We start from the raw sequence: 12,002 nt of genomic DNA on the forward strand, positions 1-12,002 counted from the left end.
CTGGAAAGGGTGGGTGACAGAGTGTCACTTGGTACAAAAAACGCTCGTTGCGGTCTTTTCATATAAGCTGCGAACAGACCCGTGTCCTGACCGTAACGGAGAACAAGAATAATGAAGCCGGCCTTGATCAACGCCCATGCACAACAAGTGCTGCAAGCCGTCCAGGGCGCTCACGCCACCCATGGCCCTCTTGCTGACCTGGCCATCACACGATCCTGGCGCCGGTGCCTGGATCAGTATCAGCTCGATCCTGCCAGCCGCCGCGCGACAAATGTCGTGGAGCACCCACGCTTGCAGGATCACCGCGCGCCACTGGAACACATCATCTGCGCGGCGCACTGGCAGATGAGCAACTTGCACCAACAACTCGGGCGTGACGGTCACGTGGTGCTACTCACCGATGCTCGCGGTGTGGCGATTGACAGTGTGTTCAACGAATCCGAACGGGCCGAGTTCCAGCGCTCCGGGCTGTGGCTCGGTTCGGTATGGAGCGAGGATTGCGAGGGTACCAACGGTGTCGGCACCTGCCTGGTCGAGCGTCAGGACGTCACCATCCGTCGTGATGAACATTTCCGTGGCAAGCACGTTGGTTTGACGTGTTCGGCCAGCCCGATATTTGATGCGAGCGGAGAGTTGCTTGCCGTGCTCAACCTCTCCTCTGTGGGGGAGGAACACAGTCTTCAGCAACACTTCAAGGCCATGGCGTTGACCAACCTGTCAGCCAAGTTGATCGAGAGCTGTTTTTTCCTGGGGCATGATCCGCAACGATATTTGCTGCGCTTCCACCCTGAGGCAGGCTTCGTCGGGTTACTGGGTGAAGGTCTGCTCAGTTTCGACGAGAGTGCCCGTATCTGTTCAGTCAACCATGCAGCGCTGGGTCTGCTGGGCCTGCGCCGTGACCAGGTGGTTGGGCAGTCTCTGACGATGCTGCTGGAAACACCGATCGATCAAGTGATGAGTCAGGCCAGCGCTCAGCCGAGTGTCTGTTGGCCAATGCGGCTGGTCGACGGGCGCCTGCTCTACGGACAGTTGCGAGAACCCTTGCGCCGAGTGCCTTTGGTCACGCCTGCAATCCCCCAAATCAACGATGTGCACGTGTGCCTGGAAGACCCGCGCCTGCAACGCGGCTTCACTCGCGCATTGCGTGTTTTGGAGCGTGACGTTCCGGTGTTTTTACAGGGCGAAACCGGTACCGGTAAAGAAGCTTTTGCTGCGGCGCTGCACCGCGCCAGCTCCAGGGCGAGCCAGCCGTTTGTGGCGATCAATTGCGCAGCCATTCCAGAAACGCTGATCGAGAGTGAGCTGTTCGGCTATCGCGGTGGCAGCTTCACCGGCGCACGCAAGGACGGGATGATCGGCAAGTTGGAGCAGGCCCATGGCGGCATTCTGTTTCTCGATGAGATCGCCGATATGCCACTGGCGTTACAGACTCGCTTGCTGCGTGTGCTGGAGGAGCGTCAGGTGGTGCCGCTGGGCAGCGCGACGGCACGTGCGCTCGACGTACGCCTTATCAGTGCCAGCCACCAGGATTTGAACGTCTGTGTGGCCGAGGGGCGTTTTCGCGAAGATCTGTTTTATCGCATTGCCGGGTTCGCTGTGCAGCTCCCGCCGTTGCGTGAGCGTTCAGACAAAGGCCGTTTGCTTGACCTGTTGCTGCGCGAGGAGGCAGCAGGGGCCAGAGTTCGGCTGGACGCGGGTGTCAGAGAGCGCTTGCTGACGCAGCCTTGGCCAGGCAATGTCCGGCAGCTGCGTACGTGTCTGCGCACACTGGTAGCGTTGGCATTGGAGGGGCGTGTCACTCTCGACGACTTGGCGGAGTTGCTGCCGGCAGCATCCGCGACAGCCGCGCTGGCCGACAATCCGCTGGGAGTATCCGAACGGCAGACGTTGCTAACGTTGATTGAGGCGGAACACTGGCATATCGCCCATGTTGCCGCCCGCCTGGGAATCAGCCGCAATACGCTCTATCGCAAACTGCGTCATCACGGTATTTCACGACCCGGTTGAATGCGGCGCGGAGCTTCGCTGTAGCAGGGGGGCGCGATTGTCAGCCTCAGTCGCCCACCGCCCACCACCATTCGTTCAGTCGATAGTTATCATCAAGGAATGCAAGTTTTGTTTTGCCGGAAAAAGAGGAGACTGACCAGACACCGAAGCGGTTTCTGAAGGAGCAAACGCGATGAGAACTTCCACCCTGCTGACGCTTGTCGCCTTTTTAAGCTGTGGTGTCGCAGCCATGACGCCAGCCTTCGGCGCTGATCAGGAGTCCTGCCACTTCTTGCCGATGGCTGATAGCGCTGCCGGCCTGACGCACGCGCAATCGGTGGCGGTGCTCTACAGCGAAAACACCGTCAATACCCAGCAATACCTTGAGAGCTACCACGCCGTGGCGGTCAATGGCGCGAAGAACCCGCAGATGAATCCGCAAATCGCCAAGGCGTTCGTCGACAGTTCCGATCCGGAACGTGCGCTCAACGGGTTGATGGGGTCGCTGCAGAAACAGTTCGCCTCGGTGACCGTCTACGACAACCTCGACGCCGCCGTACAGGCGCATCCCGATGTGGTGGTGATGCTCGACACCTTCAGCCGCCTGGTGTCCAAGCGCAACGACCAGGTCGAAGCGCGGTTTGTCGCCAAGTTCTACGATGCGAACCTGCAATACATCGGCCAGGCTGAAGGTTCACGCGCCAAGCAAATGCCCTCGGTGTGGGTGCATGGCAAAGCCGCTCCGCAGATCGCCGCGCAAATCAACGAGCAAACCGAATTGCAGGTGAATGCGCTGAAACAGTTCGATGCGTCGCTCAAGGCGCTGGTGATGACGGGCAACGTGGATCACGTTGCCAGCAACTGACGGCCGGTTGATCGGCCGTCAAGGCGTGCTCAGTTGCTGACGCGCAACCACAACGACACACACAAGCCGCTTCTGGCCCGCTCATCCATGAAACCCAATTTCACCCGCGCCCCGTTTCGGTCCATGATCGCCTTGACGATCGACAGCCCCAGCCCCGAGCCGGATTCATCGGTGCCCAGGCTGCGATAGAACGGATCGAACACCCGCTCCTGTTCCTCCACGACAATACCTGGCCCCGAGTCCCTGATCTGCAACAGGGCCTGGCCGCTCTCCCTCTTCAGCGTCAGATCGACGCGGCCGTGCGCCGGCGTGTAGCGGATAGCGTTGTCCACCAGGTTTTTCACCACGGCCGTCAGGTCGATTTCGTTGATGCACACCCGCGCGTCTTGTTCGATCTCGACTCCAATGTCGAGGTGCTTGCGTTCGGCCAGCGGCAATAGATCTTCCAGCACGCGGCGATAGACCTCATGCACGGAGGTCGTTGATGCCCCGCAGGTCGCAGTGGACTGTGCCTTGGCCAGCGTCAGCAACTGGTCAATCAATTGTCTGCCGCGCTCGATGCCCCGTCGCAAGGGCACCAGCCGCTCTCGCGCCGGCGCCGGCATGTCGACGGCGGCCAGTCGCTCGGCCTGCAGGGACAGGGCCGTCAGCGGCGAGCGCAGTTCGTGGGCGGCGTCGGCGACGAAGCGGCGCTGGCTCTCCATGGACTGCGCGACACGGTTGAGCAATCGATTGATCGCCACCACGAAGGGGCGGATTTCGAGGGGCAGGTGGTGTTCGTCGATCGGATGCAGTTCCTGCTCGTCGCGGCGGTCGATTTCGGACGAAAGCATGGCAATGGGGCGGAACAGTTTGCGCACCAGGTCGCTGACCACCAGCAGCAGGATGGGCAGCAGAACCAGGAACGGCAGGACACTGCGCCAGGCACTGGCGCGGGCGTCCTTGTCGCGGGCGCCGGTTTCCTGGGCGACGGCGATGCGCTCGCCCTGGGCAGTGGTCTTGACCAGGACACGAAAGGCTTCGCCGGCAATGGGCACGGTCGACAGGCCGTCGGGCAGGGTCGTGGGGAAGGGCAGCGGGGTGCCGGCATCATCGTCTCCCGAGGCTTTGCTGCCGTCGGCCAGGTACTGAAGAATGATGCGCGCCTCGTCGTCATCCGCCGCGCCATTTTCCGGGTACTGGAGTGTCATGTGCTGGCGGTCGAAGAGCTTGGCCATCTGGCGCAAGGTGTCGTCCTGCATGTCGTGGGCTTCATCGAAGGCCGAAACGTAGGCGAAGACCCCGGCCATGATGGCGACCGTCAGGATGGCCAGCGACAGGGCCACGCTCAGCCTGAGCTGGACCGACTCGCCTAAACGTTTTTTGAAACCATCCATCCCATACCCCTGACATTTTTGATGACGTGGCTTCCCAGCTTGCGGCGCAGCGCATGAATCAGGAACTCCACCGCATTGCTTTCCACTTCATTGCCCCAGCCGTAGAGACGGTCTTCGAGTTCGCTGCGCGACAGGATGGCTCCCGGACGGATCAACAGCGCCTGGAGCAAGGCGAACTCGCGACTGGAGAGCAGAACGCCGGGATTTTCCTCCGTGCTGGCTTCCTTGGAAATCAGGTCCAGGGCCACGACGCCGTTGTCGAGTCGCGACAGGGCGCTGCCACCGTGACGGCGCAGTACCGCACGCATGCGCGCCAGCAGTTCGGCCATCTCGAAGGGTTTGAGCAGGTAATCGTCGGCGCCGCCATCGAGCCCGCGCAAGCGATCATCGAGGTTGTCGCGGGCGGTGATGATGAGCAGCGGCACGGGGTTGTTCTGGCCACGAATACTGTCGAGTACATCGAGCCCGTCCTTGCCGGGCAGACCGAGGTCCAGCAACACCAGATCGTAGTGCTGGGTCTGCAACGCAGCCAGGGCCAGCAGGCCGTTCTTGACCCAGTCGGCGGCGTAACTGGCATCCGTGAGGGCGCTCTGGATCACGTCGCCGATCATCGGGTCGTCTTCGACCAGCAGTATCCGCATGTTCGGCTCCGGTAAGAAAAGACGCGACGGTGATGGCCGTCGCGCCTGTATTGAAGCACCTGTGTCCGGGTTTGTCCGCTGTCGCCTCACGGAGGTAGCGGCCATCGGTCAGGGGGTGGCTTTCATGGCGTCGAAGGCCTTGAGCAGGTCATCCATGGCGATTTTGCAGTCGCTCTGGACCGGGCTGCTCTTGCGCAGCGCAGACAGTGCGCGGTCGATGGCCTTGTCCACCACATGCCAGTCGCTGGCGGCACGGGGCTTGATGCCGGCTTCGGCTTCATCCCAGGAGGTTTCCAGGTCCTTGATCCGGGCTTTCGCCGCAGGCAGGTCATTTTTGTCGACCCGCCCGGCGACGTCGGCGGCAATGCTGCGGAACGCTGACAAGTCGCCCAGTTTGGAGCCCGCGACGGCCTGGTTGCTGACCGCGCCCGAAGCGGCACCGGCATTGGGTTTGTCCGCCGGTTTCGAGCAGCCGGTCGCGATGCCGAGCAGGGCGATGGCGCCAACAATGGCAAGGTGGCGAATGGCGTTTTGAACGTAGCGCATGAAGTGTCCCTGAATGGCTGTTGAAGGATTACGCAGTGGTGTGTTTGCGGCTGCCGACGCTTATTTGCGCGACGGCCACCAGAATGACGATGACGCACAGGAACAGCGCGCTGGTCCAGCTCGCGCCCATGCCCAGGCCACCGTAGGTTTTGGCTTGCGTCAGCAGGTCGCCGAGCGAGGCGCCGAAGGGGCGGGTCAGGATGTAGGCGATCCAGAAGGTCAGCACGACGTTGCCGCCCAGGCGCCAGGCGACGAGGGTGGCGCCAATCAATACGCCGAATATCACCGCGCCGAGGGTGAAGCCCAGGCCCAGCGCTTCTGTGGCCAGGTCGCCCGCAGCGGTGCCCAGGGCAAAGGTGCAGAGCACGGTCGCCCAATAGAACAGCTCGCGCCGTGGGGTGACGATTTCGCGGATGGAGAGGTTGTGTTCGGTCCGGTACCAGACCAGGAAATTGACCGCCAGCAGAATGGAAAAGACCGCGGTACTGGTGTACAGGCTGACGTCCAGCATGTCGGTGAGGATGTCGGTGATCTGCGTGCCGACGATGCTCACCAGCACAACGGTGAGCCAATAGATCCAGGGGGTGTAGGCCTTGGTGCGCAGTTGGCCGGTCAGCGCGATGGCCAGCAGGGCCGCCATGCCGATACTGGTCCAGCCCGCGCCGAGGCCTGCGTTGACGGCCAGAAAGTCGGCGCCGGTTTCACCGACCGTGGTGGACATGATCTTGATGACCCAAAATGACAGCGTCACTTCGGGCACCTTGTTGAGCCAGCCGGCGGGTGTCGGGTTCATGTCGATCGATTCTCCTGGGCAGCGCTGTTAGTGGCGCAGGAGAAAGACTACCGACTGAAACTTAGCTGGGACTGAGCAAGGCAGGATCGAGCAATGCCGGGCACTTTGAATCAGGCGTGGCCCAGCGCGATGGCAAACGAGACCACGATCATGCAGGCGAAGGCGAAATTGAGATTCATGAGATGTCCATCCGGTGCTTTTTGTGATGGCGCTCATCTTGAACAGGTCACGCGCAAATAAAAAATTCGCCTTCGTGATTTGAAAGATCGAAACAATTGATATCCGGCCTCGTCCTGTTTGTGTTTATGGCACGGTTTGACTAATCTCGCAAAAACACGCATCTAAACGCATAAACAGGCAAAGACATGCATGATCAACATTCTGCGGCCGAACTCCCTCATCTGCGTCGGCAGAAAATCCTCCTGATCCTCGAGCGCGACGGCAAGGTCATGGCCTCCGGGTTGAGCCAGCATTTCGCCGTGTCCGAAGACACCATCCGCCGCGATCTTGCCGAGCTGGACAGCGCCGGCCTGGTTCAGCGGGTGCACGGCGGGGCGCTGCCGCGACCCAAGGACACTGGCAAGGATTACTTCACCCGCATCAGCGAAACCGACGAGGTGAAAACCCGACTGGCGCAGCTCGCCGCTGAAAGGGTGGAGGACGGCCAGATCGTGATGTTCGATTCGGGCACGACCACACTGCAGATCGCGCGTTCGCTGCCCTCGGACATTTCCATCACCGCCATCACGACTTCGCCGATAACTGCCATCACCCTGGCTGAATACAAAGGCATCAAGGTCATTCTCGCGGGCGGGCAACTCAACCTGGCGACGATGTCGGTCAGCGGTCACGAGACCCTTCGCTTGCTGCAGGGAATCAAGGCTGACCTGCTGTTCACCGGGGTTTGCGCGATTCATCCCGAGGTGGGCATCAGCTCGCTGCATTTCGATGAGGTGCCGGTGAAACAGGCACTGATCGACAGTGCCTCGCGGGTGATCGCCGTCACCACGGCGGACAAACTGGGCGCGGTCGAACCGTTCGTGGTGGCGCCCTGTTCGCGCCTGCATACGCTGATCACCGAGCGTCATGTGGCGACGGGCAACATCGATGATTACCGCAAGCTGGGCATCGAGGTGGTTCAGGTGGAGGCTTGAGCAAACTATGGGAGCAAGCTGGCTCCCACAGCTCATTCAGGTGTATTCCGTGGCTGCCTCAGCGCAGGCGTTCAAGCATTTGGTAGTACCACATGCCGGCGGCGAGCATCGGGTTGCCGAGCAGGTCGCCCATGGGGACGCGGATGTGCTGGCAGGCGGCGAAGGTGTCGAAGTGCTCCAGTTGTCCTGTGATCGCGCGGCCCATGATTTCGCCCATGATGTGCGTGGTGGCGATGCCGTGCCCGGAGTAGCCCTGGCAGTACCAGACGTTGTCCGAGAGCTTGCCCAATTGCGGGATGCGGTTGATCACGATGCCCATCGCGCAGCTCCACTGGTAATCGATGGCCACGCCCTTGAGTGCCGGGAACGTTTGCTCGATGCAGGGGCGCAACTCGGCGGCGATGTCGCGGGAATCCTTGCCGCTGTAATTGGCGCCGCCACCGAACAGCAAACGACCGTCCGCAGTCAGGCGGTAGTAATCGAGCACGAAGCGGCAGTCGTAGACGGCCAGGTCTTCGGGGTTGATCTGTCTGGCCAGGTCGCCCAGCGGCGCGGTGGTGACGATGCCGCCCATGGCCGGGAAGATCTTGCCCTTGAGTTGGCCCGGTTCCAGTTTGTGGTAGACGTCGCCGGCCAGCAGCACCTGGTTGGCGTCGATGCGACCGTGGGCGGTGCGTACGCCAGGGCGCTTGTGCGGGCCATCACCGTGAATGATCTCCAGCACTTCGCTGTTTTCGAAGATCAGCGCGCCCAGGCTCTCGGCCGCGCGGGCTTCGCCGATGCACAGGTTCAGCGGGTGCAGGTGCATGTTGCGGGTGTTCTTGATTGCGCCGTGGTAAAGGTCGCTTTGCAGCAGGTCGCGCACCTGGCTGCGGTCGAGCAGGCTGACCTCGTCGCCCATGCCACGGCGCACGGCTTCGTCGTAATCCTTGCGCAAGCCCTCCATGTGGCTTGGCTTGTAGGCCGCGTGCAGGTGGCCGTGCTTGAGGTCGCAGGCGATGCCGTATTTTTCCACCCGTTGCCGGATGATCTGGTGTCCGCGCCAGCGCAGGTGCCAGATGAAGTCGTCGACGTCTTCGCCGAGGGTACGGCGCATTTGCTTGCGCATGGCCTCGTCGCCCGAGAGGCTGCCGGTGACCTGGCCACCGTTGCGTCCGGTCGCGCCCCAGCCGATTTTGTGGCTTTCGACGATGGCGACTTTCAGGCCTTTTTCAGCCAGTTCGACGGCGGTGGCGACGCCGGTGAAGCCGCCGCCGATGATCACCACGTCAACCCGGTGTTGGCCTTGCAGGGTCGGGTAATCGGTGTCCTGGTTGAGAGTGGCGGTGTAGTAGGAATTGCAGCGTTGGTTAGTCATGTCAGGGTCCAGGCAAAAATGAAGAGCAGTTAGCGCGGTCCCTGTGGGAGCGAGCCTGCTCGCGATAGGCCATGTCAGTCATCTCAGTGGTGAATGACACACCGCCATCGCGAGCAGGCTCGCTCCCACAGGGGGTTGGGGGCTGATTGGGCTCACGCCTCAGTCAGATACCAGCGCCAGTCCTGCTCACCCACTTCGCCCATGAACTGCCGGTACTCGGCACGCTTGACCGCCAGATAAACCCCAAGAAATTCCTGACCCAGTGCATCCCGCGCCCACGCCGAATTTTCCAGTGCCGTCAGGGACGTCAGCCAGTCGGTGGGCAGCAATTGCGTGGCTTGCGCATAACCGTTGCCTTGCACCGGTTCCCCCGGGTCGAGGTTTTCACGGATGCCGCGATGGATGCCGGCCAGAATCGCCGCCGCCGCCAGATACGGGTTGGCGTCGGCGCCGCAGATGCGGTGTTCGATGTGGCGGCTGTTGGCCGGGCCACCCGGCACGCGCAGGCTCACCGTGCGGTTATCGACGCCCCAGGTCGGTGCCAGGGGCGCATAGCTGTTGGCCTGGAAACGCCGGTAGGAGTTGGCGTTGGGGCAAAACAGCAACAACGAATCCAGCAGCGAGGCGAGCATGCCGCCGATGGCGGTGCGCAGCAGCGGGGTGCCGGCCGGGTCCTCGGAGGCGAACAGGTTGCGACCTTCGGCGTCGGCGATGCTGACGTGCATGTGCATGCCGGTGCCGGCCAGATCGTCGAACGGCTTGGCCATGAACGTCGCCTGCATGCCGTGCTTGTGGGCGACGGCTTTCACCAGGCGCTTGTAACGCACGGCCTGGTCCATCGCCTGCAAGGCGTCGCCGTGTTCCAGGGTGATTTCCACCTGGCCTGGGGCGTATTCGGAAATCGCCGTGCGCGCCGGAATCTCGTGCAGTTTGCACGCGGCATAGAGGTCGGCGAGGAACGGTTCGATCTGTTCCAGCTCACGCAGGCCATAGACCTGAGTGTGCCGTGGACGACCGCCGTCAGCGTCCAGCGCCGGTTGCGGACGACCGTTGTGATCGCGCTTGCTGTCGAGCAGATAGAACTCCAGCTCACAGGCCATCACCGGGTGGTAACCCTCGGCTTTGAGGCCGTCGATGACTTTGATCAGCAGGTGACGCGGGTCGGCGATGCTCGCCGGCATGCCTTCTTGCGGGTGCATGCTGACCTGCACCGCCGCCGTCGGAATCTGCCGCCACGGCAAACGCACCAGGCTGCCTTCGAGCGGGTAGGCGCGGCAGTCGATGTCGCCGACGTCCCACACCAGCCCGGAGTTCTCGACGTCTTCGCCCTGCAAGGTCAGGCCGAGGATGGTGCTGGGCAGCGGACGACCGCTTTCATACACCGCCAGCAGTTCTTCGCGGTGCAACAGCTTGCCCCGTGGCACGCCGTTGGCATCGAGAATGAACAGCTCGATCATGTCGATATCGGGGTTGTTCGCCAGAAAGCGTTGGGCATCTTCAAGGGCTGCGAATTTCATTGTTCGTCACTCACGTTGGCGTCCCGCGGACGCACGGATTCAGGCCGCGGCACGATCACGGATAAACATCCGTTGCGTGCTGGCAGCGATAGCAAAAAAGGCTGGGGGCTCGATGCGTCGAAGACGCGATCAGGCGAGCAGGGAGCTATCCGGCGGGCGTGCGGAGTGACGCAGTTTTGAGCGGCGCAGGGCCATGGGGAGGTTGACGATGCGTTTCATCAGGCAATGCCGTCCGCGACCAGCAGCGAGGGGGTCAGGATCGAGACATCCAGCAAGTGGGGCTCTGACGGCGAAGTGCGCATGACTCATGTTTCCAGAAGGAAAACGTCGGTGGCGGGTAAACAGCCATCCGGGGATGGCTGGATACTAGGGGTGAACGGGGCACATGTAAATCTTTGATTCAATGCAGCAGGTGCACGACCAGTCCGATCAGGCCACAACCGAACAACACTTCGATGACGCCGCGCTTGAACCGAAGCAAGGCAATGGCGGCGGCGATGGCGATCAGCAATGAAGGCCAGTCCAGTTGACCGGCGAAGCCCTTGGGCCACAGCACGTGATAACCAAAAAAGCACGCCAGGTTAAGAATCACGCCGACCACTGCGGCAGTGATGGCCGTCAGCGGCGCGGTGAATTTCAGTTCGTTATGGGTGGATTCCACCAGTGGCCCACCGGCGAGGATGAACAGGAACGAGGGCAGGAAAGTGAACCAGGTCACCAGCGTGGCCGCGAGGGCGCCGGCGACAAACGCCTGATCGGGGCCGAACACTTGATGGACATAGGCACCGATAAAGCCGACAAAGGCCACGACCATGATCAGCGGCCCCGGCGTGGTTTCGCCCAGCGCCAGGCCGTCGATCATCTGTGTCGGCGTCAGCCAGCCATAGTGGCCGACCGCGCCCTGATACACATAGGGCAGCACCGCGTAGGCTCCGCCGAAGGTCAGCAGTGCCGCTTTGGTGAAGAACCAGCTCATTTGCGTGAGCGTGCCTTCCCAGCCGAACAGGGCAGTGAGGGTCGCCATCGGCAGTGTCCACAATACCACGCCGATCAGCGCCAGGCGCAACAGGTACCAGCGACTGAAACGGGCATGTTCGGGGGGCGGCGTGTCGTCGTCGATCAGTGCCGGGCCGAAAGATTTTTTCGCCGCGCCGTGGCCGCCCGTTGTGAATTTATCCGGGGCCAGGCGCCCGCCGAAGTAACCGATGATGGCCGCGCCCAGCACGATCAGCGGAAACGGCACGTTGCCGAGGAAGATCGCGGCGAATGACGCTGCGGCGATCGCCCACATCCAGCCGTTCTTCAGCGCACGGGAGCCGATCCGGTGCGCGGCTTGCAGCACAATCGCGGTCACCGCTGGCTTGATCCCGTAAAACAGCCCGGCCACCACCGGCACTTCACCGAAGGCGATGTACACCCAGGACAGCGCAATCAGGATGAACAGCGACGGCAGCACAAACAGCGCACCGGCGATCACGCCACCCCAGGTACGGTGCATCAGCCAGCCCAGGTAGGTCGCCAGTTGCTGGGCCTCGGGACCGGGCAGCAACATGCAGTAGTTGAGGGCATGCAGGAAGCGTCGCTCGGAGATCCAGCGGCGGCGCTCGACCAGTTCCTGGTGCATGATCGAAATCTGTCCGGCCGGCCCGCCGAAGCTGATGAAACCGAGCTTGAGCCAGAAACGGAACGCTTCTCGCAAGCTGATCGGCGCAGGCTTGGTCAGTTCAGGGGCGCTGTTTGGGGAGGGCGTGAGGCTCAAGCGAATGT

The 12,002-nt window shown here is 62.1% G+C and carries 10 protein-coding genes; 3 read left to right on the forward strand and 7 right to left on the reverse strand.

The window, feature by feature from the left end:
• Window positions 1–111: 111 nt before the first annotated feature.
• Complete coding sequence (locus GQ39_RS05750; RefSeq protein ID WP_047528053.1) at window positions 112–2,007, forward strand: sigma-54-dependent Fis family transcriptional regulator; 1,896 nt, start codon at window positions 112–114, stop codon at window positions 2,005–2,007.
• 172 nt (window positions 2,008–2,179) lie between these two features.
• The gene (locus tag GQ39_RS05755; RefSeq protein ID WP_047528055.1) at window positions 2,180–2,851 is read left to right on the forward strand and encodes a hypothetical protein; all 672 of its coding nucleotides are present in this window, start codon (window positions 2,180–2,182) and stop codon (window positions 2,849–2,851) included.
• 29 nt (window positions 2,852–2,880) lie between these two features.
• On the opposite strand, the gene GQ39_RS05760 is transcribed toward GQ39_RS05755, so the two are convergent.
• The 4 genes from GQ39_RS05760 to GQ39_RS05775 form a co-directional block, all read right to left on the reverse strand.
• Complete coding sequence (locus GQ39_RS05760) at window positions 2,881–4,227, reverse strand: ATP-binding protein (protein WP_047528057.1); 1,347 nt, start codon at window positions 4,225–4,227, stop codon at window positions 2,881–2,883.
• Window positions 4,203–4,868: a response regulator gene (locus GQ39_RS05765; RefSeq protein WP_047528059.1), complete on the reverse strand. Its 666-nt coding sequence runs from the start codon at window positions 4,866–4,868 to the stop codon at window positions 4,203–4,205. Before GQ39_RS05765 ends, GQ39_RS05760 begins: the two co-directional genes overlap by 25 nt.
• Before the next feature lie 108 nt (window positions 4,869–4,976).
• Window positions 4,977–5,414: a hypothetical protein gene (locus GQ39_RS05770; protein ID WP_047528061.1), complete on the reverse strand. Its 438-nt coding sequence runs from the start codon at window positions 5,412–5,414 to the stop codon at window positions 4,977–4,979.
• 28 nt (window positions 5,415–5,442) lie between these two features.
• Window positions 5,443–6,207 carry a COG4705 family protein gene (locus GQ39_RS05775; RefSeq protein WP_047528064.1) on the reverse strand — a complete coding sequence of 255 codons (765 nt, stop codon included), beginning with the start codon at window positions 6,205–6,207 and terminating at the stop codon, window positions 5,443–5,445.
• A gap of 365 nt (window positions 6,208–6,572) precedes the next feature.
• On the opposite strand from GQ39_RS05775, the gene GQ39_RS05780 reads away from it, so the two are divergent.
• The gene (locus tag GQ39_RS05780; RefSeq protein ID WP_047528067.1) at window positions 6,573–7,361 is read left to right on the forward strand and encodes a DeoR/GlpR family DNA-binding transcription regulator; all 789 of its coding nucleotides are present in this window, start codon (window positions 6,573–6,575) and stop codon (window positions 7,359–7,361) included.
• A 58-nt stretch (window positions 7,362–7,419) separates the two neighbouring features.
• Here the strand turns inward: GQ39_RS05780 and GQ39_RS05785 are convergent, their stop codons facing one another.
• The 3 genes from GQ39_RS05785 to chrA form a co-directional block, all read right to left on the reverse strand.
• Complete coding sequence (locus GQ39_RS05785) at window positions 7,420–8,718, reverse strand: NAD(P)/FAD-dependent oxidoreductase (protein ID WP_047528068.1); 1,299 nt, start codon at window positions 8,716–8,718, stop codon at window positions 7,420–7,422.
• A 152-nt stretch (window positions 8,719–8,870) separates the two neighbouring features.
• On the reverse strand, window positions 8,871–10,235 hold the full coding sequence (locus GQ39_RS05790) for a glutamine synthetase family protein (protein ID WP_047528069.1): 1,365 nt from the start codon (window positions 10,233–10,235) through the stop codon (window positions 8,871–8,873).
• A gap of 400 nt (window positions 10,236–10,635) precedes the next feature.
• Window positions 10,636–11,994 (reverse strand): chromate efflux transporter, encoded by a 1,359-nt coding sequence (chrA, locus tag GQ39_RS05795; protein ID WP_047528070.1) that lies wholly within the window; start codon window positions 11,992–11,994, stop codon window positions 10,636–10,638.
• Window positions 11,995–12,002: the final 8 nt, after the last annotated feature.

Source organism: Pseudomonas sp. 11/12A (genome assembly GCF_000800055.1).
Lineage (GTDB): Bacteria > Pseudomonadota > Gammaproteobacteria > Pseudomonadales > Pseudomonadaceae > Aquipseudomonas > Aquipseudomonas mohnii.

Coding starts and splice junctions, on each gene's coding strand:
- GQ39_RS05760 (WP_047528057.1), bottom strand. CDS start 4,227: ATGGATGGTTTCAAAAAACGTTTAGGCGAGTCGGTCCAGCTCAGGCTG.
- GQ39_RS05755 (WP_047528055.1), top strand. CDS start 2,180: ATGAGAACTTCCACCCTGCTGACGCTTGTCGCCTTTTTAAGCTGTGGT.
- GQ39_RS05790 (WP_047528069.1), bottom strand. CDS start 10,235: ATGAAATTCGCAGCCCTTGAAGATGCCCAACGCTTTCTGGCGAACAAC.
- GQ39_RS05775 (WP_047528064.1), bottom strand. CDS start 6,207: ATGAACCCGACACCCGCCGGCTGGCTCAACAAGGTGCCCGAAGTGACG.
- GQ39_RS05750 (WP_047528053.1), top strand. CDS start 112: ATGAAGCCGGCCTTGATCAACGCCCATGCACAACAAGTGCTGCAAGCC.
- GQ39_RS05785 (WP_047528068.1), bottom strand. CDS start 8,718: ATGACTAACCAACGCTGCAATTCCTACTACACCGCCACTCTCAACCAG.
- GQ39_RS05780 (WP_047528067.1), top strand. CDS start 6,573: ATGCATGATCAACATTCTGCGGCCGAACTCCCTCATCTGCGTCGGCAG.
- GQ39_RS05765 (WP_047528059.1), bottom strand. CDS start 4,868: ATGCGGATACTGCTGGTCGAAGACGACCCGATGATCGGCGACGTGATC.
- GQ39_RS05770 (WP_047528061.1), bottom strand. CDS start 5,414: ATGCGCTACGTTCAAAACGCCATTCGCCACCTTGCCATTGTTGGCGCC.